This is a genomic window from Stenotrophomonas sp. YJH_SMC_110, assembly GCF_059369255.1.
In genome coordinates this window covers 251,106-272,997 of the sequence record NZ_JCAFSM010000006.1, presented here as the reverse complement: position 1 = coordinate 272,997, position 21,892 = coordinate 251,106, and the positions used below count along the sequence as shown (strand labels likewise).

Sequence of the window (21,892 nt, the reverse complement as noted above, 5' to 3'; positions counted from 1 at the left end):
TCGGTGGGGACGGTCCTGTTCAGCTTTTGAGACGAAAAAACCGCCTGCGCTGTTATTGTTTCATTAACAGCTCTGGGTAATACTCGCATACGGCGTCGTATGTCGGGAGGGGAATCCGGCGCGCTCCGATGGGTCCCAGGACCCGGCGGGCGCAGGCGCACTCAGAGCACCATCACCGCTTACCGGAGAGAGAACTACGATGCAAACCGCTTCCACCATTGCCCGACTGACCCTGCTGGCCGTCGGCGTTGCCGGTGCGCTGGCCGCCGCCGATGCCAATGCTGCCGCCTTCCAGCTGAAGGAAAACAGCGCCAAGGGCCTGGGCCGCGCGTTCGCCGGCTCCACCTCGACCGAAGGTGACGCCTCGGTCATCGCTACCAACCCGGCGTCCATGCGCCTGCTCGACGGCACCCTGGTCCAGGGCGACGTCAGCGCCATCAGCTTCGGCGCCAAGTTCCGCGGCCAGGGCAAGTACGCCAACGGCGCGCCGATTTCCGGTGGCAACGGCGGCGACGCCGGCATGATCGCCCCGGTTCCGGCCGCGTACTTCCACGTGCCGTTCGGCGAGAACGACAACATGCACTTCGGTGCTTCGCTGACCGTGCCGTTCGGCTTCAAGACCGAATACGACCGCGACTGGGTCGGCCGCTACAACGGCGTCAAGACCGAGCTGCAGGCCATCGACCTGGGCGTGGCGTTCTCCTATGACGTCAACCCGTACCTGTCGTTCGGTGCGTCGGTGTTCGCCGAGCGCCTGAACGTCGACCTGACCAGTGCTGTCGACACCGGCACCGCGATCAACGCCACTGCCCAGCGCACCGCTGCGGCGCGTGTGTTGGCTGCCGGCGGCACCGCAGCCCAGGCTGCGGCGGCCTCGCAGGCCGCTGCACGCCAGGCCGCCCAGCTCGGCTTCTCGCCGGGCACCGCCGATGGCTACCTGCGCATCAAGGGCGATGAAGTGTCGGTCGGCTACACCCTGGGCATGACGGTCACCCCGGTGGAAGGCACCAACATCGCGTTCAGCTACCGCTCGAAGGTCGAGCACAAGATCACCGACGGCAAGGCCGATTTCACCATCCCGCAGAATGCGGCGGCCTTCCTGGCCACTGCTGCCCCGGGTACCTTCATCGACAGCAACGGTCGCGCGACCATCACCCTGCCGGCCAGCGCCACCGTGGGCTTCACCCACCGTGTGAACGACCAGTGGCAGATCATGGCTGAAGTCACGCGCACCGCGTGGAGCAAGTTCGACCAGGTCGTCGTCGATTACGACTCCAACCAGCCGGACAGCGTGCTGCCGTTCCACTACCGTGACACCACCTTCGCGTCGATCGGTACCGATTTCCGCGTGAACGACAAGCTGACCCTGCGCGGCGGCCTGGCCTATGACCAGACCCCGACCACCGATGCCCACCGCGACGTGCGCGTGCCGGACACCACCCGCAAGTGGCTGTCGCTGGGCATGACCTACGCCGCTTCGGACAAGATGGAATACAGCGTGGGCTACACCCACCTGTTCACCAAGGATCCGAACATCACCTCGACCTCGGCCACCGGCAACACCGTGACCGGCAAGTACAAGGTCAGCGGCGACGTGCTGGCGGCGTCGATGCAGTACAAGTTCTGATTCGGGCGATTGCCTGGAGCAGTACGAAGGAGGCCCCGCGCAAGCGGGGCCTTTCTTTTTGTGGGGACGGGCCGGGGCGTCCACGCAGCGCACGGATCCACGACAATAGCGACATGAACCTGTCCGATCCGAACTTCCAGCTGGAGCTGGCTGCCAACATCGCCGTCGCCGGCTCGATCCTGCTGGCCGGCCGCAACAACGTGCACACCTGGTGGCTGGGCATCGTCGGCTGCGCCTTGTTTGCTGCCGTGTTCGAACGATCGCATCTGTATGCGGACATGGTGCTGCAGTTCTTCTTCATCGCCATCAGCGTGCTGGGCTGGTGGCAGTGGCTGCGTGGTGACCATGGCGCGCCGTTGCCGATCACTTCATTGCGGCCGCGCGCCTGGGCCTGGCTGGCGCCGCTGGCGGTAGTGGCCACGTTCGGCTACGGCTGGATGCTGACCCGCCTGACCAATGCCTATGCGCCGTACATCGATTCGGCGGTGCTGGTGTTGAGTGTGATCGCGCAGATCCTGATGATGCGACGCAAGCTGGAATCGTGGTGGGTATGGCTGCTGGTGAACACCGTTGCGGTGCCGCTCTACTACAGCCGTGGCCTGCACCTGACCTCGATCCTGTATGTGGGCTTCTGGATCAACGCGCTGGTCGCCTTGCGCCATTGGCGGCACCTGATGCGGGACGAGGCCAGGGCGGCCGATGCCGCTGCCTGAGCGCGTTGCACGCGGCCTGGTGGTGGGCAAGTTCTGCCCGCTGCATCGCGGCCATGAACGACTGATCGACTTCGCCGCCACGCGCTGCCAGCAGCTGCTGGTGATCGGCTGGTCGCAGCCGGGCTTTGCCGGCTACAGCGCTGCGCGCCGCGAGCGCTGGCTGCGTGCGCGTTTCCCGCAGGCCACGGTAGCGGTGCTTGACGACGCGCGACTGGCCGCATTGTGCACGCAGCATGGCTTGCCGGTGCGAGCGCTGCCGCAGGACAGTGATGACGAACAGGTGCAACGTGACTTTACCGCCTGGCTGTGCCTGAACCTGTTCGGTGGGCCGGTGCAGGCGGTGTACACCGGTGAGGACTACGGTGACGGCTTCGCGCAGGCGCTGGCCACGCACTTCGGTGCGCCGGTACGCCATGAGCGGCTCGAACGCGCATTGGACGTCGGGCAGGCCTGCGGCACCGAGCTGCGCAGCGATCCGCATGCGCATCGCCATGGGCTCGCACCGCAGGTGTATGCCGACCATGTACAGCGCGTGGCCTTCATCGGTGGCGAGTCCAGCGGCAAGACCACGCTGGCCCGCGTGCTGGCCGAGCGTCTGCAGACTGTCTGGGTGCCGGAGTATGGCCGCACGGTGTGGGAGCAGCGAGGCGGAGAGCTGACGCCGGGCGATCTGCTGCGCATCGCAATGACACAGCCACAGCACGAAGACGAAGCTGTGCGGCGTGCGCATCGCTGGCTGTTCTGCGATACCACGCCGCTGGTGACGCTGGGCTACAGCGGCTGGATGTTTGGCACGGCGCCGCAGCCGCTGCGGCAAGCGGCACGACGACGCTACGACCTGCTGTTCCTGTGCGCGCCGGATATTCCGTTTGACCAGGATGGCACGCGCGTGGGCGAAGCTTTCCGGGCGCAGCAGCATGCGTGGTACCTGGAGCAGCTGCAGGCAGAGGGTGTCGCGCATGTGCTGCTGGAAGGCGATCTGGAGACGCGCATCGCACGCGTGCAGGGCGAGCTGGCGAAGCGGGCGGACAATCGGTTCAGTGTCGCCTTGCCTCTGTAGAGCCGAGCCCACGCTCGGCTGCGCCCGAAAAGCCGAGCATGGGCTCGGCTCTACAGCCAGGAAAGCCGAGCGTGGGCCCGCCTCTACAGGAAGCAAAGCACAAAAAACCCCGCGCTCGCGGGGTTTTTTGTTTACTGCATCAAGCAGGCGATCAGTCGCCCAGGGTCAGCAGCGAGGCGTTGCCGCCGGCGGCGGTGGTGTTCACCGTCACCGTCTTTTCGGTAGCGAAGCGCAGCAGGTAGTGCGGGCCGCCGGCCTTCGGGCCGGTGCCGGACAGGCCCTGGCCGCCGAACGGCTGCACGCCGACCACCGCGCCGATCTGGTTGCGGTTGACGTAGACGTTGCCGACGTGGACGCCGTTGCTGATGCGATCAACGGTCTCGTCGATGCGCGAATGCACGCCCAGGGTCAGGCCGTAGCCGGTGGCATTGATCTGGTCGATCACCGCGTCGAGCTGGTCGCCCTTCCAGCGGATCACGTGCAGGACCGGCCCGAAGATTTCCTTGTGCAGCTGGCCCAGGTCCTTCAGTTCATACGCGCGCGGTGCGAAGAAGGTGCCATTGGCCGCTTCGGCGGACAGCTCGGCGGCCGCGATGAGGCGCGCTTCGCGGTCCATGCGCTCGGCGTGGTCCTGCAGGATCTTCAGCGCGTCGGCGTCGATCACCGGGCCGACGTCGGTGGACAGCAGGCCCGGGTTGCCGACCTTCAGTTCCTTCATCGCGCCGGCCAGCATGGTCATCACCTTGTCGGCGATGTCGTCCTGCACGAACAGCACGCGCGCGGCCGAGCAACGCTGGCCGGCGGAGGTGAAGGCCGAACCGATCGCGTCCTTGACCAGCTGTTCCGGCAGCGCCGAGGAGTCGGCGATGAAGGCATTCTGGCCGCCGGTCTCGGCGATCAGCACACCGATGGCGGCGTCACGCGCGGCCATGGCGCGGTTGATCGCACGTGCGGTGTCGGTGGAGCCGGTGAAGGCCACGCCGGCCACGCGCGGGTCGGCGGTCAGTGCGGCACCGACGGTGGCGCCGTCGCCCGGCAGGTACTGCACCACCTCGGCCGGCACGCCAGCTTCGTGCAGCAGCTTCACCGCGTAGTAGCCGATCAGGTTGGTCTGTTCGGCCGGCTTGGCGATGACGCTGTTGCCGGCGGCCAGTGCAGCGGCGACCTGGCCCAGGAAGATCGCCAGCGGGAAGTTCCACGGGCTGATGCAGACGAACACGCCGCGGCCGTGCAGCTGCAGCTCGTTGGACTCACCGGTCGGGCTGGGCAGCTTCTCGGCGTGGCTGAACTGCTCGCGCGCCTGCTTGGCGTAGTAGCGCAGGAAGTCCACGGCTTCGCGCACTTCGGCGATGCTGTCGGGCAGGCTCTTGCCGGCTTCCTTCACGCACAGCGCCATGAACTCCGGCATGCGCGCTTCCAGCTGGTCGGCGGCGTGCTCGAGGATGGCGGCGCGGCTGGCGGCCGGGGTGCGGTTCCAGGCCGGCTGCGCGGCTACGGCATTCGCCAGCGCCTTCTGCACGGTGGCGGCATCGGCGGCCAGCCACTGGCCGACCACTTCGCGGGTGTCGGCCGGGTTGGTCACCGGCAGCGAGGCGCCGGCCGGGTTCGCACCCGGCACCAGCGGGGCGGCCTGCCACGGCTTCACGGCCGCGTTGAGCTGCTCGGCGAGGGCGCGCAGTTCGTTGTCGTTGGCGAGGTTGGCGCCCATGGAGTTCTTCCTGTCGTGGTTCTGGCTGCGCAGCAGGTCTACCGGCAGCGGGATCTTGGGATGCGGAATCGAAGCGAACGAGGCGACCATCTCGACCGGATCGCGGATCAGGTCGGCGATCGGCACGCGCTCATCGGTGATGCGGTTGACGAAGCTGGAGTTGGCGCCGTTTTCCAGCAGGCGGCGCACCAGGTACGGCAGCAGGTCTTCATGCGAACCGACCGGGGCGTACACGCGGCAGGGCAGGCCCAGGCGATCGGCCGGCACCACTTCGGCGTACAGGTCATCGCCCATGCCGTGCAGCTTCTGGTGCTCGTACACGCCACCGTTGGCGATGCTGCGCACCGCAGCGATGGTGTGCGCGTTGTGCGTGGCGAACATCGGGTAGATCGCGTCGACATGGGTGAACAGGCGCTTGGCGCATGCCAGGTAGGACACGTCGGTGTTCTGCTTGCGGGTGAACACCGGGTAGCCCGGATAGCCTTCGATCTGCGCGCGCTTGATCTCGGCATCCCAATAGGCGCCCTTGACCAGGCGCACCTGCAGGCGGCGACCGGCGCGGCGCGCCATGTCGGCCAGGTGGTCGATCGTGTACGGCGTGCGCTTCTGGTAGGCCTGCACGACCACGCCGAAGCCGTCCCAGCCGGCCAGCGAGGCGTCGGAGAACACCTGCTCGATGATGTCCAGCGACAGTTCCAGGCGGTCGGACTCTTCGGCGTCGACGGTGCAGCCGATGCCGTAGCTCTTGGCCAGCTGCGCCAGCTCCAGCACGCCCGGCACCAGGTCCTTCAGCACGCGCTCGCGCTTGGCGTGCTCGTAGCGCGGGTACAGCGCCGACAGCTTGATCGAGATGCCCGGTGCGTTATTGACGTCGCCATCCGGGCGGCCGCCGCGGGCCTTGTGATCACCGCCAATGGCGTGGATCGCGCGACGGTAGTCTTCCAGGTAGCGCAGCGCGTCCTTCATGGTCAGCGCGCCTTCGCCCAGCATGTCGAAGGAGTAGCGGTAGTTCGCGTTGTCGCCCTTGTGCGAGCGCGACAGCGCCTCGCTGATGGTGCGGCCCATGACGAACTGGTGGCCCATGATCTTCATCGCGTGGCGCACGGCCAGGCGCACCACCGGCTCACCGACGCGGCCGACCAGGCGCTTGAACGCGCTGGGCGCATCGGCGCGGGTGGCGTCGTTCATCTGTACCAGCTTGCCGGTCAGCATCAGGCCCCAGGTGGAGGCGTTGACCAGCACCGAGTCGCTGCCGCCCAGGTGCTTTTCCCAGTCGGCATCGGCCAGCTTGTCGCGGATCAGCTTGTCGGCGGTGTCCTGGTCCGGAATGCGCAGCAGCGCTTCGGCCACGCACATCAGCAGCACGCCTTCTTCGCTGCCCAGGTCGTACTGGCGCATGAAGGCTTCGATCGCGCCCTGGTCCTTGGCACGCACGCGCACGCGGCCGACCAGGTCGGCGGCCAGCGCCTGCACCCTGGCCTGCTCGTCGGCCGGCAGCCGGGCCTGCGCCAGCAGCTCGCGGACGTGGCTGGCCTCGTCCTTCAACCAGGCATCGGTGATGGCCTGGCGGAACGGGTTGGGGGGCGCCGGCAGTTCCGGCGACAGCAGCACGCCGGGACGCTGGGCGTCGCTGGCGGCAGGGGAGGAGGAAGGTGCGTTCATGCCGGTCCGGCCAATGGAAAACTTGGCGATTTTAATCATTTTTGCGGGTTGCGGAAGTGCCCCACAGCCACCTTCGTGAAGGGCTGATAGCCCCTAACGGTGGTGTATTCAGCGTGTTCAGCAAGCCCGGCAATATTTGTGCTGAATTCGGCATTCGCGCCGCCGACCCCATGCTGTGTTGCAGCATGGGAAAAAGTGTGAATGCACCCTTGCTACCGGCGAGAGCGCGGGGCTACCATCGAGACGTTTCCCGCGGCAGGAACGCGGTTGCGACATGATCGAGGTGCTTCCAGCTCCGGATGGGTCAGGTACGCAGCTGCGGCTGCGTCCCCCACGGGCGCTCGATGCCCGGCAGTTCGTCCTGTTGTTCACCGTGTTGTCGGGTGCGATGTGGCTGGTGTCCGCCCTCGGGTGGTTGGCCGGCAATGCATTCGCCCCCCTGTTCGCGCTGCTGTACAGCCTGGTGCTGGCGGCGGCACTGCGTGCCTTGTGGCGCAGCGGTGAACGGCAGGAGGAGATCCGGGTAGTGCCGGCGTACGTGGAGGTCATCCCCGCACCCGGTGGATCGCCGGTGTTCCGGGCCCACCCCCACTGGGTGCGCCTGCTCACCGGCGATGAGAGGGTCCGGCTGGCATCCAGCGGCCGGCAGGTGGAGGTGGGGAGTTTCCTCGCGCCGGCCGAACGTCAGACGCTCGCAGAGACACTTGAAAGCTTGCTCGCCGCCAGCGATGGCGGCAACCGACGACGCTAAGGGTCTAGGCAATGAAGCAAAGCAGCAGGTGGGGCACGAAGTGCGTTGCAGCGGTCACCGCCATGGTGGCCGGGGGACTGATGCCGGCGTTGGCCTGGGCCCAGGCGGCCGATCCCAAGCCGTGGCAGCTGAACATGGGCAAGGGGGTGACCCAGACCTCGCGCCTGGCCTGGGAATCGAACAATCTCTCGTTGATCATCTGCACGGTGATCGGCGTCATCGTGTTCGGCGCGATGGCCTACGCCATCTTCAAGTTCCGCAAATCCAAGGGGGCAGTCGCCGCCACCTTCAGCCACAACACCAAGGCCGAGATCATCTGGACGGTGATCCCGGTGATCATCCTGATCGTGATGGCGTGGCCGGCCACGGCCAACCTGATCAAGATGTACGACACCCGCGATGCCGAGATGACGGTCAAGGTCACCGGCTACCAGTGGATGTGGAAGTACGAATACCTCGGCGAGAACGTCACCTTCACCAGCCGCCTGGACCGCGAGTCCGACCGCGTGCGGCAAAGTGGCATCGTGCCGACCCGTGAAAGCCATCCGCACTACCTGCTGGATGTCGACAACCGGCTGGTGCTGCCGGTCGACACCAAGGTGCGCTTCGTCATCACCTCCGACGACGTGATCCACGCCTGGTGGGTGCCGGCGCTGGGCTGGAAGCAGGATGCCATTCCCGGCTTCATCAACGAAGCCTGGACCAGCATCGAGCAGCCTGGCGTGTACCGCGGCCAGTGCGCCGAGCTGTGCGGAAAGGACCACGGCTTCATGCCGATCGTGGTCGAGGCGGTGTCCAAGGAGGAATTCAAACAGTGGCTGGCGCAGCGCAAGCCGGCGCCGGCTGCCGCGCCGGCCACGCCTGCGGCACCTGCCGAACCGGCTGCACCGGCGGGCGAGGCGCCGGCTGCGCCTGCTGCTGCAGAAGCGGCCAGCGCACCTGCCACTGCAGCCAGCGGCGCGTGATGTAAAGCCCGCGGCCGCCCGCGGCCGTGGTGACAACCGATTCTGAGAGGTGTTTTGCAATGGCGCACTCGGCAGTTGGGCACGACGATCACCATCACCAGCAGAGTTTCTTCGAGCGTTGGTTCTTCTCGACCAACCACAAGGACATCGGCACGCTGTACCTGGGTTTCAGCTTCATCATGTTCATCATCGGCGCGGCGATGAGCGTGGTGATCCGCGCCGAGCTGGCACAGCCCGGCCTGCAGTTCGTCAGGCCCGAGTTCTTCAACCAGATGACCACCGTGCATGCGCTGGTGATGATCTTCGGTGGCGTGATGCCGGCCTTCGTCGGCCTCGCCAACTGGATGATCCCGCTGCAGATCGGCGCGCCGGACATGGCGCTGCCGCGCATGAACAACTGGTCGTTCTGGTTGCTGCCGGTGGCCTTCAGCCTGCTGCTGCTGACCCTGTTCCTGCCCGGTGGTGCGCCGGCTGGTGGCTGGACGCTGTATCCGCCGCTGTCGCTGCAGGGCGGCTACAACGTGGCCTTCAGCGTGTTCGCTATCCACGTGGCCGGCATCAGTTCGATCATGGGTGCGATCAATATCATCGCCACCGTGCTGAACATGCGTGCGCCGGGCATCGACCTGCTGAAAATGCCGATCTTCTGCTGGGCCTGGCTGATCACCGCGTTCCTGCTGATCGCGGTGATGCCGGTGCTGGCCGGTGCGGTGACCATGCTGCTGACCGACAAGTTCTTCGGCACCAGCTTCTTCAACGCCGCCGGTGGCGGTGACCCGGTGATGTACCAGCACATCTTCTGGTTCTTCGGGCACCCCGAGGTCTACATCATGATCCTGCCCGCCTTCGGCGTGGTCAGCGAGATCATCCCGACCTTCAGCCGCAAGCCGCTGTTCGGCTACCAGGCGATGGTGTACGCCACCGCGGCGATCGCGTTCCTGTCGTTCATCGTCTGGGCCCACCACATGTTCACCGTGGGCATGCCGCTGGGCGGCGAGATCTATTTCATGTTCGCCACCATGCTGATCTCGATCCCGACCGGCGTGAAGGTGTTCAACTGGGTCAGCACCATGTGGCGTGGCTCGCTGACGTTCGAGGCACCGATGCTGTGGTCGGTGGCCTTCGTCATCCTGTTCACCATCGGTGGCTTCTCCGGCCTGATGCTGGCCATCGTGGCCGCCGACTTCCAGTACCACGACACCTACTTCGTGGTCGCGCACTTCCACTACGTGCTGGTGACCGGTGCGGTGTTCGCGCTGATCGCCGCGGTGTACTACTGGTGGCCGAAGTGGACCGGGCGCATGTACAGCGAGAAGTGGGCCAAGGTGCACTTCTGGTGGTCGATCGTGTTCGTCAACCTGCTGTTCTTCCCGCAGCACTTCCTCGGCCTGGCCGGCATGCCGCGCCGCATTCCCGATTACAGCGTGGCGTTTGCCGACTGGAACCTGATCAGCTCGATCGGTGCGTTCGGCATGTTCGTCACCCCGTTCATGATGGCCGCGATCCTGCTGTCCTCGCTGCGCAACGGCGAGAAGGCCGAAGCGCGTTCCTGGGAGGGTGCACGCGGCCTGGAATGGACGCTGCCGTCGCCGGCACCGGCGCACACCTTCACCACCCCGCCGACCATCCGCCCGGGGGATCTGGCGCATGACGACATCACGCATTGAGGTGGGGCATGCATAACGAGAGCCCGCTGCAGACCTGTAGAGCCGAGCCATGCTCGGCGGATGAGAAGCAGCCGACCAGCGGTCGGCTCTACCAGGGCGGAAGCATCGAGCAGCAGCGCCAGCGTGCGAAGCGCACGGCGGTGTGGGTCGGCGCCATCGCTGTGCTGGTCTACGTCGGCTTCATCCTCAGCGGGGTGATCGGCCGATGAGCGAGGCACCGGCCAGCACACCGTCACGCAGTGCCGGGCTGCCGCGCCTGATCGGCGTGGCGGTGGCGGTGTTCCTGCTGACGTTCTCGCTGGTGCCGCTGTACCGCATTGCCTGCGAGAAGGTGTTCGGCGTGCGCCTGGAACGCGGTCCCGGTGGCGAAGCCAGCGCAGGTGCCGCGGCCGGCAAGCGCACCGTGCGGGTGGAGTTCGATGGCGGCGTCAATTCGCGACTGCCGTGGTCGTTCCATCCTGAGCAGCTGACCATGGACGTGGTGCCCGGCGAGCTCAACGAGGCGCTGTACTTCGCCCGCAACGACAGCGCAGCTGCCGTGGTCGGCAGCGCGGTGCCTTCGGTGGCACCGGCGCGTGCGTCGGGCTTCTTCAGCAAGACCGAGTGCTTCTGTTTCACCGCGCAGACGCTGCAGGCCGGCGAGAAGCGCGACATGCCGGTGCGCTTCATCGTCGATCCGGACCTGCCGCCGGAGATCAGGACGATCACCTTGTCCTACACCTTCTACCGCAACGACGCGCTGTCCGATCGGCTGGCCCCGGCCGCCACCTCGGACGGCGCGCACGCCGCACCCTGACCCGGATACCGACATGGCCCAGACACCGACCGACGCCAACGTGTACTTCGTCCCGGCCCAGAGCAAATGGCCGTTCGTGGGTTCCATCGCCATGATGGTGACCATGGTGGGCGTGGCCAGCTGGCTCAACGATGCCAGCTGGGGACGCTGGACGTTCTACATCGGCATCGCGATGCTGGTGCTGACCCTGTTCTGGTGGTTCAGCGACGTGGTGCGCGAATCGCAGGCCGGCAACTACAACCACCAGGTCGACGGATCATTCCGGATGGGGATGATCTGGTTCATCTTCTCCGAGGTGATGTTCTTCGGCGCGTTCTTCGGCGCGCTGTTCTACACCCGCAACCTGGGCCTGTCGTGGCTCAGTGGCGAAGGCCGTGGGGTCATGACCAACGAGCTGCTCTGGCAGGGCTATTCCGCCGGATGGCCGACCAATGGCCCGGCGGCGATCGGTGGCGCGTTCCAGACCATCCCGGCCTGGGGCCTGCCACTGATCAATACGTTGATCCTGTTGACCTCCGGCGTGACCCTGACCATCGCCCACCACGCACTGAAGGCCGGCAACCGCCGCCAGCTGCTGATCTGGCTGGGCCTGACCGTGGTGCTCGGCCTGGGCTTCCTGACCCTGCAGGCAGAGGAGTACATCCATGCCTACAAGGAACTGAACCTGACGCTCGGCTCCGGCATCTACGGGTCGACGTTCTTCATGCTGACCGGCTTCCACGGCGCGCACGTGCTGCTGGGCACGATCATGCTGATCGTGATGTGGCTGCGTTCGGCCAAGGGACACTTCACCCGCGACAACCATTTCGGTTTCGAAGCCGCCGCGTGGTACTGGCACTTCGTCGACGTGGTGTGGCTGATGCTGTTCCTGTTCGTCTACGTGCTTTGATCAGGCGCGCATCGGTGGTCTCAGCCGCCGATGCCGTGTGGTTTGATCCAGCCCATGTAGATGCTCACGATCACCAGCAGGATCAACGCTACCGACACCGCGATGCGGCGCGTCAGTGCATTGACCGTGCGCTTGGTCTGGCCGCGGTCGACCAGCAGGTAGTACAGGCCGGCGCCCAGATTCCAGACGATGACGATCAGAAACGCGATTACCAGCAGGGTCTTCAGCGAATCACTCATGCGCGGCTCGAGGGCAGGGTGGATGTGCCTATCTGACCGCGTTTGCGCGGACTTGTCATGATGCGCCAGCACACGCGCGTGTTCGGATGGTTGCTGGCCGTGCTGGCGATCGCCGGATTCACCGCATTGGGGCTGTGGCAGCTGCAGCGCATGCATGCCAAACAGGCAATGTTGGATGCACAGGGTCCAGCCGTGGCACAGGCGTTGCCGCTGTCGGAGGCCCTGGCGGCGCCCGGCGCGTTGCACGGCGTGGCCGACCACGGTCGCTTCCTGCCCGGCGTGGTACTGCTGGACAACCAGATCCGGCATGGCCGCGCTGGCGTGAAGATCTATCGCCCCTTCCGCAGTGACGACGGCAGCGTGCTGCTGGTCGACCTCGGTTGGCGTGCGCTGCCGCCGGATCGCACGCTTCCGGAGGTGCCGTCGCCGCCTTCGCCGGTGGCCGTGCGCGGGCTGCTCGCGCCGCCACCATCGGCGGGACTGCTACTGGGCCCGGCGTTCTCTGCTACCGGTGAGGCCGGGCGCTGGCTGGCCAGCCGGTTGCCGGACGACGGGCTGGCGCGCGCGCTGGGGCTGCAGGCGCTACCCGACCGCGTGCTGAGGCTGGACCCGGCGCTGCCCTTTGGCGACGAGCGCGATCTGGACCTGCTGCCGAACACGCTGCCGCCTCAGCGCCACCTGGGCTACGCCGTGCAGTGGTTCGGGCTGGCCCTGACCGTGCTGGTGGTGGCCGTGGTGCTGGAGCGGCGGCGGAGGCGCGTGATTACCCGGTAGTGCCGGCCGCTGGCCGGCAACCCCCGCAATCCTGGATGCCGGCCAGCGGCCGGCACTACCGGCATCCCCTACCCAACCATGAGAAAATGCCCCGCATGAACACTGCTACGTCCCCGCAGGCGCGCGGTTCCGGCCGCCGGACCCTGGTGCTGCTGTTTGCCGTGTTCTTCGGGGCGATGGCACTGGCCGCCGTGCTGCGCTTCTCCGGCTGGCAGCCGACCGGGCACCGCAATGCCGGCCAGCTGCTGAAGCCGCCGGTGGACCTGCGCCAGCAGGCGCCGACCCTGGCCAGCGGCCAGTCCTACCCCTGGAACCCCGAGGCCCGTACCTGGCGCCTGCTGGTGGCGCCGGCCGGTGCCTGCGACGCGCAGTGCGTCACTTTGTCGCAGGGACTGGGCAAGGTGTGGCAGCTGTTCGGCCATAACGCCGATAATGTCGAGATCCTGTGGCTGGGTACGCCACCGGCGTCGATCGCCTCGCTGCCCGCGCTGCGGCCGCTGGCTCCGTCGCCAGCCCTGCGCGCGGCGTTGCCGGGCGTCGACGATCCGGCGGGACTGCCGGTCTACGTGATCGATCCGAACGGCTTCGTGATCATGCGCCATGCCCCGGGTTCCGACCTCGGTGGCCTGCGCAAGGACATGGCCACGTTGCTGAAACTGAAGTGAGTCCCGTTTGATGAGCCTTTCCGCGCGTCCGGCGCTGCACCGCAATTTCCACCGCCTGGCGTGGTTCGCCATGATCATGACCGCGAGCACGATCATGTTCGGCGCCTTCGTGCGCCTGTCCGATGCCGGCCTGAGCTGCCCGGACTGGCCGACCTGCTATGGCCAGGCCACCTGGCCGCAGCACGTGGAAGAGACCATCGGCCACCCGGCGGCGGAGATCCGCCCGCTGGAGACCCACAAGGCCTGGCGAGAACAGGTGCATCGCTTCCTGGCCGGCGCGCTGGGCATCGAGATCCTGACCCTGGCGCTGCTGGCCACGCGCAAGCGGCGATTCGGAAGCACGGCGGTGGTGACCGCCTGCGTGCTGGTGGCCGCCGGCATACCGCTGTACATGATGGGCTGGCACGGCACCGCCAGTGCCCTGGCCTTGACCGGCGAGGCGATCCTGCTGATCGCCGCGCTGCGCTGGAGCAACATCGATCTCGCACGTGCGGCGCTGCTGACCTTGGCGGTGGTGATCTTCCAGGCCCTGCTGGGCATGTGGACGGTGACCCTGCTGCTCAAACCCATCGTGGTGATGGGCCATCTGCTGGGCGGCATGCTGATGTTCGGCCTGCTGGTGTGGATGGCCTGGCGCGCGACGCACATGCCGATCACCCTGGCTGAAGCGCCGAAGCTGAAGTGGCTGATGCGCATCGGCGTGGCGGTGCTGGTTACCCAGATCGCGCTGGGTGGTTGGGTCAGCGCCAACTACGCCGCACTCGCCTGCGGCGGTGGCAGCGCCTCGCTGGACAACTTCCCGCGCTGCGCCAACCAGTGGTGGCCGCAGCACAACTTCGTCGAAGGCTTCACCCTGTGGCGCGGCATCGGCGTGGATTACGAAGGCGGTGTGCTGGATGGCGCTTCGCGCATCGCCATCCAGATGGCGCATCGCCTGTTCGCGGTGGTGGTGGCCGTCTACCTGCTGTGGCTTGGCGTGCGCCTGTTCCGGTTGCCGAGCATGCGTGGCTGGGCCAGCGCGCTGATCGCGCTGCTGGTGCTGCAGGTCACGCTCGGCATCCTCAACGTGAAGCTGGCGCTGCCGCTGGAAGTGGCCGTGGCCCACAACGGCGTGGCCGTTGCCCTGTTGTTCGTACTGGTCAGCCTGCTGGCCCGCCTGCGTGCCCCGGACTGATTCCATGTTTTCCAATTACCGCCAGTACTGGGACCTGACCAAGCCCAAGGTCGTCGCCCTGATCGTCTTCACCGCCCTGGTCGGCATGGTCCTGGCCATCCCCGGCGTGCCGAGCTGGGAGCAGGTGCGCGCCGGCCTGCTCGGCTTCCTCGGCATCTGGCTGGCGGCCTCGGCCGCGGCCGCCATCAACCAGCTGCTGGACGCGCACATCGATGCGCAGATGGCGCGCACCTCGTGGCGCCCGCTGGTGGTGGGCAAGGTCAAGCCGTGGCAGGTGCTGGTGTTCGCCGGCGTGCTGATCGTGCTGTCGATGACCCTCCTGGTGCTGTGGGTGAACCTGATCACCGCAGTGCTGACCTTCGCCTCGCTGATCGGCTACGCGGTGATCTACACCGTGTACCTCAAGCGTGCGACCTCGCAGAACATCGTCATCGGTGGCCTGGCCGGCGCGATGCCGCCGATGCTGGGCTGGGCCGCAGTGACCGGCATGCAGGGTTCGTCGGACTGGGCGTACTCGTCGCTGCTGGTGCTGATCATCTTCATCTGGACCCCGCCGCACTTCTGGGCGCTGGCGATCTTCCGCCGCGAGGATTACGCCAAGGCGGAGATCCCGATGCTGCCGGTGACCCACGGCGTGGCGCATACCCGCAAGCAGATCATGGTGTATTCGGTGGTGCTGGCGCTGGTGTGCCTGCTGCCGTACCTGGTGGGCATGAGCGGTGCGTTCTACCTGGGCGGCGCGATCGTGCTCAACGCCGTGTTCCTCTGGTACGCCTGGCGCATGCTCGACCCGCCGGATGAGCTGTTCTCGATGAAGATGTTCTATTACTCCATCGTGTACCTGATGGCGCTGTTCGCCTTCCTGCTGGTGGACCACTGGATCCTGCCCTGGTTGTGACCTCGGGGTCGGATCCCCGAAGGGGCTCTGACCCCACCTGATCGCGCGGACATCCTCGCATGACGTGGATCACCTTGAACCGCCGTCTCGGCGTCGCCATTGCTGTTCCTGACCCCAGGGAAAGGAAGCAGCAGGGATGCATTCGTTCTTCCGTTGGACCACCGCGCTGATGCTGGCGCTGGGCATGGCCGTGACCGCGCATGCCGACGACACTACCGCGCAGATCCGCCAATACGCCGCTGGCCATCGCATGCTGGTGCTGGGCGAATTCCACGGCACACGCGAGACGCCACTGCTGGTGCGGCAGCTGGTGGATGACTACAGCCGCAATGGCGCGCCGGTCCTGCTGGCGCTGGAACTGCCACGCGCCGAGAACCCTGTGCTGCGCGACTATCTGGAATCCGATGGCGGGGCCGCGGCGCGCCGGCACCTGCGCGGCCGCGCGTTCTGGACCGTGCGCGATGACCAGCATGATGGTCGCCGCAGCCGCGACATGCTGGCGATGATCGAAGGCCTGCGCGCGCTGAAGGCGCAGGGCCGCGCGATCGAGGTGGTTGGCTACGACGTCAATCACAGTAACGGCGGCAGCCAGGCCCGCGATGACCGCATGGCCGCCGAATTGCGACGGCTCTATCGAGGGTTGCCAGACAATGCACGCATGCTGGTGCTGACTGGCAATGTCCACGCCATGCTGCGGCGGCCGGAAGGTATGCCGCCGGAAATGCAGAGGCGGCCGATGGCCTCCCAGCTGCGGGACCTGGATATCTACAGCGTGCGGTTGGGTGCGCTGCGTGGCCAGGCGTGGGCGTGCGCGGACCGTTGCATGGCGCGGCCACTTCCAGAGCAGGTGGCCCCGCGGCTGCGGGGCGATACCCATGCGGAACGGGCGTACGACCTGTGGGTGTGGATGCCGGAGCTGAGCGTCGGCACGCTCGTGGATCCGTAGCGTCAGGCAACCCATCCACGCATGGCGTGGATCTACTGTGGTTCACGCCATCCGTGGTATGGAGTAGATCCACGCCATGCGTGGATGGTCTACCCGGAACAACCCGCGCGCCCTGTCAGGGCTTGCGCCGCGCATACCGCTGCGCGATCACACCGCAGACGATCAGCTGGATCTGGTGGTAGATCATCACCGGCAGCACGATGGCGCCGAGACTGCCGCCGGCGAACAGCACCTTGGCGATCGGCACGCCGGTGGCCAGGCTCTTCTTCGAGCCGCAGAACACGATGGCGATCTCGTCCTCGCGGTTGAAGCGCAGGCGACGGGCGATGAAGGTGATCAGCGGCATGGCGATGCCCAGCAGCACAGCGGCCACGATGGCCACAGCCAGCAGCGACAGCAGCGGGGTCTTGCTCCACAGGCCTTCGGTCACCGCTTCGCCGAACGCCGAGTACACCACCAGCAGGATGGTGGCCTGGTCGGTGTAGCGCAGCAGCGCGCGCTGGCGTTCCACCCAGCCGGCAATCCACGGCCGCAGCAGGTGGCCGGCCACGAACGGCACCAGCAGCTGCAGCATGATGCCGCCGATCGCATGCAGCGGATCATGGATGCCGCCCGAGGTGCCGGCCAGCGCGGTCAGCAGCAGCGGGGTCAGGAACACGCCGAGGATGCTCGACAGCGAGGCGCTGCACACCGCTGCGGGCACGTTGCCATGCGCCATCGAAGTGAACGCGATGGACGACTGCACGGTGGAGGGCAGGGTGCACAGGAACAGCACGCCGAGGTACAGCTCCGGGGTCAGCAGCCAGCCCGACAGTGGCTTGAACATCAGCCCCAGCAGCGGGAACAGGATGAAGGTGCAGGCCAGGATGGTCAGGTGCAGCCGCCAGTGCAGCATGCCGCCGATGATCGACTCGCGCGGCAGGCGCGCGCCATGCAGGAAGAACAGTGCAGCGATGGCGACGGTGGTGACATCGTCGAGGACGATGGCGGCGGCGCCCTTCATCGGCAGCAGCGAGGCCAGGCCGACGGTGCACAGCAGGGCGAGGGTGAAGTTGTCCGGTCGCAGGCGCGACCACCAGCGGGTCATGGTGGGCAGTGTCCTTGGTGCGGAGGGTTCAGGGCGAGGTGACCGGCGTTGCCAGGCGTTGGCGGGTGGCGGCTTCCAGCGACTTCAGGCCAGCACGCTGGCCCAGCTGAAGGGCCTGTTCGGGGCTGGCATGTTCGTACCGTGCATTGACCAGGCCGAGCACGGCGCCGGCGCGGTTGCCGGACGCACAGTGCAGCAGCACCGGCCCCTGGCTCTGCTGCAGGGCCAGGTGCACGGCGCGCACGTTGGCCGTATCCAGGCCATCGGCGCCGGCCACCGGAATGCGCACGTAGCGCAGGCCCAATGATTCGGCGACGCGGGTTTCATCGAAGCCCCGGTCCTCGCCGGGCTGGCGCAGGTCGATCACAGTGCGCACGCCCTGTGCAGCCAAGGCCTGCAGCTGTGCGGCGCTGGGCTGGCCGCCGGCATACAGGCCGGGGCGGACTTCGTTGAGGGGCGCGTCTTCGGCCAGGGCCGTCAGTGACAGGCAGAGCGACAACAACAGCAGGCAGGTCAGGCGCAGCAGCATGGTCTTCTCCGTGAAAACGTTCTGCCGCTACAGGCGCAGTCCGGCGCGCGCCTTCAGCAGCTCGCGCAGTTCGTACTTGTCAGTATCGTCCAGGCCCTGCTGGCGCTGCTTTGCCAACAACTCCTCCAGACGTTGCACCAGCAGCTGTTTCTCCAGCTGTGCCACTGCGTCGTGCAGTTCCTGGGTCCAGCTGTCCTCGGTGCCGGGCAGCGTCTGTGCCGCCAGGGTATGCAGCGAGGCCTGTTCCTCGCGCCCGTCGAAGTGTTCCAGCAGGGCGCCGGTGCTGATGTCCGGGCGCTGTTCGACCAGCCCCAGCAGCTCCAGCAGCAGTTCCACGCCGGGCAGGCGCAGGCCCTGGAAGTGGTGCTTGCCGCCCAGCGTCAGCGCCAGCGACGGCTGCTGCAGCAGCACGGCGATCGCGCCGCGCACCAGGCTGCGCTTGGCCACGGGCTGGATCGTCCGCTGCGGCTGGCGTTGCGGCATCGGCGCGCGCGTGGCCTGGGCAGTACCGCCCAGGCCGGTCAGCTGCGCCAGCTGCTGCTTCATCAGGTCGCCAAAGGCGCCGTCGGGAATCTGCGCCAGCATCGGCTTGGCGCGTTCTGCCAGGCGCGCCTTGCCGTCCAGCGTGCCCAGGTTGATCTCGCGGGTCAGTTCATCGAAGAAGAACTGCGACAGCGGCGTAGCCTGCTTCAGGCGCTCGTTGAACGCTTCGGCGCCTTCCTTGCGCACGATGGTGTCCGGGTCTTCGCCATCGGGCAGGAACAGGAAGAAGGCCTGGCGGCCATCCTTCATGCGCGGCAGCACCGACTCCAGCGCCTTCCAGCCGGCGCGGCGGCCGGCGGCGTCGCCGTCGAAGCAGAAGAACACGTCCGGTGCGTTGCGGAACAGCAGCTCGGCATGGTCCGGCGTGGTCGCGGTACCCAGCGTTGCCACCGCCTGGGTGACGCCGAACTGGAACAGCGAGACCACGTCCATGTAGCCCTCGACCACGATCAGCCGCTCGATCTTCTGGTTGGCCTGGCGCACCTGCCACAGGCCGTACAGTTCGCGGCCCTTGTGGAACAGCGCGGTCTCGGGCGAGTTGAGGTACTTGGGGCCGTCGTCCTTCTCGAACACGCGGCCGCCGAAGGCGATCACCCGGCCACGGCGGTCGAAGATCGGGAACATCACCCGGTCGCGGAACTTGTCGTAGACGTGGCCGCGGTCGTTCTTGGAGAACAGGCCGGCGCGGTCGAGCAGCTTCATGCGCCGCTCGTCCTTGCCCAGCGCGTCGCGCAGGCCGCTGTAACCATCCGGCGCGTAGCCGATCTGGAAGCGCGCGCGGTTCTCTTCGTCCACGCCACGGCCATCCAGGTAGCTGCGGGCCTTCTCGCTGCCCTCCAGGTTCTTCTGGAAGAACTTGGTCGCCGCGTCCAGCGCCGAGTACAGCTCGCGGCTGTCGTCCTGCTGCTGCGGGCTGCGCGGATTCTCGTTGCGCGGCACTTCCATGCCGGCGCGCTTGGCCAGTTCATCCACCGCGTCGAGGAACTCGAGGCGGTCGTAGTTCATCAGGAAGCTGATCGCGGTGCCGTGCGCGCCACAGCCGAAGCAGTGATAGAACTGCTTGGTGGGCGAGACCGTGAACGACGCCGAGCGCTCGTCATGGAACGGGCAGCGGGCGGCGTACTCCTTGCCCTGGCGCTTCAACGGCACGCGGCTGCCCACCACCTCGACGATGTCGGTGCGGGCGAGCAGGTCGTCGATGAAAGCGTCGGGGATACGGGCCATGGGCAACAGGGCAGGGCGCGGTGCAGGACCACGCGACGGAACCGGGGGCGGTCGGCCTAGTTTACCCCCTGTCGGGCACCTGGCTGGCGGTTGCCGGATCAATGCCGGCTGCGGCCAGGTGATGACGCGCGCGCAGGCGCTCATCGATCACCGCCGTCATCAGTGCGCCAACGAAGAACACGACGGTGGCGTAGTAGATCCAGACCAGCGAGATCACCAGCGCACCCATCGAGCCGTAGGCACTGCCGGGGGCCACGGTGGCGATGTAGACGCCGATGCCGTAGCGGCCCAGTGCGAACAGTGCCGAGGTGATGACGCCGCCGATGAAGGCCTGGCGCCAGGCCACGCGGCGGTCGGGCAGGTAGTGGTACATGAAGGCGAAGCCGACTGCGTAAAGCAGCAGGCTCGTGACGTACCCCAGCGCGGGCAGGATCGAGGGCAGCTGGGCGAAGGCCACCTGCAGCACCGTGGTGGCCGTCATCGACAGGATCAGCAGGAAGCCCAGGGCCAGCACCACGCCGAACGAGAACACGCGCTTGCGCAGCCAGGCCTTGAGGCCTTCCAGGCGCTCGCCGCTGGTGCGGAAGATCAGGTTCAGTGCGTTCTGCAGCTGGGCGAACACGGCGGTGGCGCCGACGAACAGCAGCAGCGTGCTCCACACACCCGCCAGCGAGCCGACATCCGGCTGGTTGTCGGCGTTCTTCAGAACGGTTTCGGCCACGGTAGCCGCGCTGCTGCCGGCCACCGAGCTGATCTGGTCGATCAGCGCCTGCTGGGCCGGTGGGTACAGCGAGGCGGTCAGCCACAGCAGCAGCACCAGCAACGGTGCCATCGACAGCAGGGCGTAGAAGGAGACGGAAGCTGCCTGGGTCAGCACGTCGACGTCGATGAAGCGCTTGGCCACCGCCATCGGAAAGCTGTCCTGCAGGCGCTTGAGGTACTTGTGCAGGGACACGGGAACGTTGGGCTCGGGTTCAACCATGTGTGCGGTTGTAGCAGGCGACCGACGAAGGTGCGGTGAAGCGGGTGCATCAATGGGGTCAGAGCCCTTCCGCGCTGCGGAAGGGATCCGACCCCAGGTGCTGGATTACGCCAGCAGCTGCTTGACCAGCTTGGAGACCAGGCCCATGTCGGCCTGGCCGGCGAGCTTGGGCTTCAGCGCGCCCATCAGCTTGCCCATGTCGGCCGGGCCGGCGGCACCGGTCTCGGCGATGGCGGCCTGGATGGCGGCCACAATCTCGGCCTCGCCCATCTTGGCCGGCAGGTAGGCTTCGATGACCACGATCTCGGCGCGCTCGATCTCGGCCAGGTCTTCGCGGTTGGCGGCTTCGTACTGGCTGACCGAGTCCTTGCGCTGCTTGACCATCTTGTCGAGCACGGCGATCACGGCGGTGTCGTCCAGCTCGATGCGCTCGTCGACTTCGCGCTGCTTGATGGCAGCGTTGATCAGGCGGATCACGCCCAGCTTGTGCTTCTCGCCCGCCTTCATGGCGGCCTTCATGTCTTCGGTGAGCTGCTGCTTCATGCTCATGAGGAACCTCGTGGTGGTAGGTGGGGCGGGGCGGATGCCCGAACCCGGAAACGCAAAAAGCCGGCGACGCTCGCGCGTGCCGGCTTCGGCTCCATCGCGACAGGCAGGCCCGCCGCAATGAAGATGCGTCCGATCAGTACAGGCGCTGACGCTTGGTGACGTCGCGCGACGAGCGGCGCAGCTGACGCTTCACAGCAGCGGCGGCCTTGCGCTTGCGCTCCTGGGTCGGCTTTTCGTAGAACTCGCGCTTGCGGGTTTCGGCCAGCACACCGGCCTTTTCGCAAGTGCGCTTGAAGCGGCGAAGAGCAAACTCGAAGGGCTCGTTCTCGCGGACTTTGACGCTGGGCATGGAATCTCCGGGACACAGTAGAACCGGGTCACGCCCGGCGAGCCGCACATTATAGCGGCGAAACGACAAACTGCAAGCGGCCAACCCTGAATACG

Annotated in this window: 22 protein-coding genes; 14 read left to right on the top strand and 8 right to left on the bottom strand. The window is 66.9% G+C overall.

The features are described 5' to 3' along the window. The first annotated feature begins 199 nt into the window (after positions 1 to 199). The 3 genes from AC5P6H_RS13550 (at position 200) to AC5P6H_RS13540 (ending at position 3,400) form a co-directional block, all read left to right on the top strand. Positions 200 to 1,627 carry an outer membrane protein transport protein gene (locus AC5P6H_RS13550; protein ID WP_049419231.1) on the top strand — a complete coding sequence of 476 codons (1,428 nt, stop codon included), beginning with the start codon at positions 200 to 202 and terminating at the stop codon, positions 1,625 to 1,627. A 113-nt stretch (positions 1,628 to 1,740) separates the two neighbouring features. Continuing rightward, complete coding sequence (pnuC, locus tag AC5P6H_RS13545; protein ID WP_014645686.1) at positions 1,741 to 2,340, top strand: nicotinamide riboside transporter PnuC; 600 nt, start codon at positions 1,741 to 1,743, stop codon at positions 2,338 to 2,340. Beyond that, positions 2,327 to 3,400, top strand: coding sequence for an AAA family ATPase (locus tag AC5P6H_RS13540; protein WP_197575136.1), 1,074 nt, complete (start codon positions 2,327 to 2,329; stop codon positions 3,398 to 3,400). The genes pnuC and AC5P6H_RS13540 overlap by 14 nt, the downstream gene beginning before the upstream one ends. 151 nt (positions 3,401 to 3,551) lie before the next feature. Here AC5P6H_RS13540 and putA read toward each other — a convergent pair whose 3' ends face one another. Then, positions 3,552 to 6,770, bottom strand: a complete 3,219-nt coding sequence (putA, locus tag AC5P6H_RS13535) for a bifunctional proline dehydrogenase/L-glutamate gamma-semialdehyde dehydrogenase PutA (protein ID WP_495202756.1) — start codon at positions 6,768 to 6,770, stop codon at positions 3,552 to 3,554. 274 nt (positions 6,771 to 7,044) lie between these two features. On the opposite strand from putA, the gene AC5P6H_RS13530 reads away from it, so the two are divergent. Genes AC5P6H_RS13530 through AC5P6H_RS13505 form a run of 6 tightly spaced genes read left to right on the top strand, consistent with a single transcriptional unit; the run spans position 7,045 to position 11,838 of the window. Next, positions 7,045 to 7,521 carry a DUF2244 domain-containing protein gene (locus tag AC5P6H_RS13530; protein WP_495202755.1) on the top strand — a complete coding sequence of 159 codons (477 nt, stop codon included), beginning with the start codon at positions 7,045 to 7,047 and terminating at the stop codon, positions 7,519 to 7,521. An 11-nt stretch (positions 7,522 to 7,532) separates the two neighbouring features. Next, positions 7,533 to 8,486, top strand: coding sequence for a cytochrome c oxidase subunit II (gene coxB, locus AC5P6H_RS13525; RefSeq protein WP_041863004.1), 954 nt, complete (start codon positions 7,533 to 7,535; stop codon positions 8,484 to 8,486). 59 nt (positions 8,487 to 8,545) lie between these two features. Beyond that, complete coding sequence (gene ctaD / locus AC5P6H_RS13520; RefSeq protein WP_049441400.1) at positions 8,546 to 10,153, top strand: cytochrome c oxidase subunit I; 1,608 nt, start codon at positions 8,546 to 8,548, stop codon at positions 10,151 to 10,153. 8 nt (positions 10,154 to 10,161) lie between these two features. Further along, a complete protein-coding gene (locus AC5P6H_RS13515; RefSeq protein WP_032957755.1) occupies positions 10,162 to 10,362 on the top strand; it encodes a hypothetical protein in 201 nt (66 codons plus the stop codon). Then, positions 10,359 to 10,949: a cytochrome c oxidase assembly protein gene (locus tag AC5P6H_RS13510; RefSeq protein ID WP_014645692.1), complete on the top strand. Its 591-nt coding sequence runs from the start codon at positions 10,359 to 10,361 to the stop codon at positions 10,947 to 10,949. The genes AC5P6H_RS13515 and AC5P6H_RS13510 overlap by 4 nt, the downstream gene beginning before the upstream one ends. A 13-nt stretch (positions 10,950 to 10,962) precedes the next feature. Continuing rightward, positions 10,963 to 11,838, top strand: a complete 876-nt coding sequence (locus tag AC5P6H_RS13505; protein ID WP_005407793.1) for a cytochrome c oxidase subunit 3 — start codon at positions 10,963 to 10,965, stop codon at positions 11,836 to 11,838. 20 nt (positions 11,839 to 11,858) lie between these two features. On the opposite strand, the gene AC5P6H_RS13500 is transcribed toward AC5P6H_RS13505, so the two are convergent. Next, complete coding sequence (locus AC5P6H_RS13500; RefSeq protein WP_005412025.1) at positions 11,859 to 12,077, bottom strand: twin transmembrane helix small protein; 219 nt, start codon at positions 12,075 to 12,077, stop codon at positions 11,859 to 11,861. Between the two features lie 57 nt (positions 12,078 to 12,134). On the opposite strand from AC5P6H_RS13500, the gene AC5P6H_RS13495 reads away from it, so the two are divergent. From AC5P6H_RS13495 to AC5P6H_RS13475, 5 genes are all read left to right on the top strand, one after another. Next, positions 12,135 to 12,851: an SURF1 family protein gene (locus tag AC5P6H_RS13495; RefSeq protein ID WP_495202754.1), complete on the top strand. Its 717-nt coding sequence runs from the start codon at positions 12,135 to 12,137 to the stop codon at positions 12,849 to 12,851. A 95-nt stretch (positions 12,852 to 12,946) separates the two neighbouring features. Beyond that, positions 12,947 to 13,516, top strand: coding sequence for a redox-active disulfide-containing membrane protein (locus AC5P6H_RS13490; RefSeq protein WP_046428212.1), 570 nt, complete (start codon positions 12,947 to 12,949; stop codon positions 13,514 to 13,516). Between the two features lie 10 nt (positions 13,517 to 13,526). Further along, entirely contained in the window at positions 13,527 to 14,690 is a 1,164-nt protein-coding gene (locus AC5P6H_RS13485; RefSeq protein ID WP_041863006.1) for a COX15/CtaA family protein, read from the top strand. A 4-nt stretch (positions 14,691 to 14,694) separates the two neighbouring features. Then, positions 14,695 to 15,588: a heme o synthase gene (gene cyoE / locus AC5P6H_RS13480; RefSeq protein ID WP_046428214.1), complete on the top strand. Its 894-nt coding sequence runs from the start codon at positions 14,695 to 14,697 to the stop codon at positions 15,586 to 15,588. A gap of 136 nt (positions 15,589 to 15,724) precedes the next feature. Next, the gene (locus AC5P6H_RS13475; protein ID WP_495202753.1) at positions 15,725 to 16,534 is read left to right on the top strand and encodes a TraB/GumN family protein; all 810 of its coding nucleotides are present in this window, start codon (positions 15,725 to 15,727) and stop codon (positions 16,532 to 16,534) included. Positions 16,535 to 16,649: 115 nt separating this feature from the next. On the opposite strand, the gene AC5P6H_RS13470 is transcribed toward AC5P6H_RS13475, so the two are convergent. The 6 genes from AC5P6H_RS13470 to rpsU all read right to left on the bottom strand — a co-directional run bounded on the left by AC5P6H_RS13470 (position 16,650) and on the right by rpsU (position 21,797). Continuing rightward, the gene (locus tag AC5P6H_RS13470; RefSeq protein ID WP_032957769.1) at positions 16,650 to 17,621 is read right to left on the bottom strand and encodes a bile acid:sodium symporter family protein; all 972 of its coding nucleotides are present in this window, start codon (positions 17,619 to 17,621) and stop codon (positions 16,650 to 16,652) included. A 28-nt stretch (positions 17,622 to 17,649) separates the two neighbouring features. Then, a complete protein-coding gene (locus tag AC5P6H_RS13465; protein WP_032957770.1) occupies positions 17,650 to 18,150 on the bottom strand; it encodes a protein tyrosine phosphatase family protein in 501 nt (166 codons plus the stop codon). 27 nt (positions 18,151 to 18,177) lie between these two features. After that, on the bottom strand, positions 18,178 to 19,917 hold the full coding sequence (gene dnaG, locus AC5P6H_RS13460; protein WP_227864187.1) for a DNA primase: 1,740 nt from the start codon (positions 19,915 to 19,917) through the stop codon (positions 18,178 to 18,180). Between the two features lie 61 nt (positions 19,918 to 19,978). Next, the gene (locus AC5P6H_RS13455; RefSeq protein WP_032957774.1) at positions 19,979 to 20,899 is read right to left on the bottom strand and encodes a YihY/virulence factor BrkB family protein; all 921 of its coding nucleotides are present in this window, start codon (positions 20,897 to 20,899) and stop codon (positions 19,979 to 19,981) included. Positions 20,900 to 21,004: 105 nt separating this feature from the next. Then, complete coding sequence (locus tag AC5P6H_RS13450; protein WP_014645703.1) at positions 21,005 to 21,448, bottom strand: GatB/YqeY domain-containing protein; 444 nt, start codon at positions 21,446 to 21,448, stop codon at positions 21,005 to 21,007. Positions 21,449 to 21,581: 133 nt separating this feature from the next. Next, complete coding sequence (rpsU, locus tag AC5P6H_RS13445; protein ID WP_002808376.1) at positions 21,582 to 21,797, bottom strand: 30S ribosomal protein S21; 216 nt, start codon at positions 21,795 to 21,797, stop codon at positions 21,582 to 21,584. Positions 21,798 to 21,892 lie beyond the last annotated feature (95 nt).

Excerpts from the sequence above, each read along its gene's own strand:
- AC5P6H_RS13515 (WP_032957755.1), top strand. The coding sequence starts at position 10,162 with ATGCATAACGAGAGCCCGCTGCAGACCTGTAGAGCCGAGCCATGCTCG.
- AC5P6H_RS13490 (WP_046428212.1), top strand. The coding sequence starts at position 12,947 with ATGAACACTGCTACGTCCCCGCAGGCGCGCGGTTCCGGCCGCCGGACC.
- putA (WP_495202756.1), bottom strand. The coding sequence starts at position 6,770 with ATGAACGCACCTTCCTCCTCCCCTGCCGCCAGCGACGCCCAGCGTCCC.
- dnaG (WP_227864187.1), bottom strand. The coding sequence starts at position 19,917 with ATGGCCCGTATCCCCGACGCTTTCATCGACGACCTGCTCGCCCGCACC.
- AC5P6H_RS13465 (WP_032957770.1), bottom strand. The coding sequence starts at position 18,150 with ATGCTGCTGCGCCTGACCTGCCTGCTGTTGTTGTCGCTCTGCCTGTCA.
- AC5P6H_RS13500 (WP_005412025.1), bottom strand. The coding sequence starts at position 12,077 with ATGAGTGATTCGCTGAAGACCCTGCTGGTAATCGCGTTTCTGATCGTC.
- AC5P6H_RS13495 (WP_495202754.1), top strand. The coding sequence starts at position 12,135 with ATGATGCGCCAGCACACGCGCGTGTTCGGATGGTTGCTGGCCGTGCTG.
- AC5P6H_RS13450 (WP_014645703.1), bottom strand. The coding sequence starts at position 21,448 with ATGAGCATGAAGCAGCAGCTCACCGAAGACATGAAGGCCGCCATGAAG.
- AC5P6H_RS13550 (WP_049419231.1), top strand. The coding sequence starts at position 200 with ATGCAAACCGCTTCCACCATTGCCCGACTGACCCTGCTGGCCGTCGGC.
- AC5P6H_RS13505 (WP_005407793.1), top strand. The coding sequence starts at position 10,963 with ATGGCCCAGACACCGACCGACGCCAACGTGTACTTCGTCCCGGCCCAG.
- AC5P6H_RS13485 (WP_041863006.1), top strand. The coding sequence starts at position 13,527 with ATGAGCCTTTCCGCGCGTCCGGCGCTGCACCGCAATTTCCACCGCCTG.
- ctaD (WP_049441400.1), top strand. The coding sequence starts at position 8,546 with ATGGCGCACTCGGCAGTTGGGCACGACGATCACCATCACCAGCAGAGT.
- pnuC (WP_014645686.1), top strand. The coding sequence starts at position 1,741 with ATGAACCTGTCCGATCCGAACTTCCAGCTGGAGCTGGCTGCCAACATC.
- rpsU (WP_002808376.1), bottom strand. The coding sequence starts at position 21,797 with ATGCCCAGCGTCAAAGTCCGCGAGAACGAGCCCTTCGAGTTTGCTCTT.
- cyoE (WP_046428214.1), top strand. The coding sequence starts at position 14,695 with ATGTTTTCCAATTACCGCCAGTACTGGGACCTGACCAAGCCCAAGGTC.
- AC5P6H_RS13470 (WP_032957769.1), bottom strand. The coding sequence starts at position 17,621 with ATGACCCGCTGGTGGTCGCGCCTGCGACCGGACAACTTCACCCTCGCC.
- AC5P6H_RS13540 (WP_197575136.1), top strand. The coding sequence starts at position 2,327 with ATGCCGCTGCCTGAGCGCGTTGCACGCGGCCTGGTGGTGGGCAAGTTC.
- coxB (WP_041863004.1), top strand. The coding sequence starts at position 7,533 with ATGAAGCAAAGCAGCAGGTGGGGCACGAAGTGCGTTGCAGCGGTCACC.
- AC5P6H_RS13455 (WP_032957774.1), bottom strand. The coding sequence starts at position 20,899 with ATGGTTGAACCCGAGCCCAACGTTCCCGTGTCCCTGCACAAGTACCTC.
- AC5P6H_RS13510 (WP_014645692.1), top strand. The coding sequence starts at position 10,359 with ATGAGCGAGGCACCGGCCAGCACACCGTCACGCAGTGCCGGGCTGCCG.
- AC5P6H_RS13530 (WP_495202755.1), top strand. The coding sequence starts at position 7,045 with ATGATCGAGGTGCTTCCAGCTCCGGATGGGTCAGGTACGCAGCTGCGG.
- AC5P6H_RS13475 (WP_495202753.1), top strand. The coding sequence starts at position 15,725 with ATGCATTCGTTCTTCCGTTGGACCACCGCGCTGATGCTGGCGCTGGGC.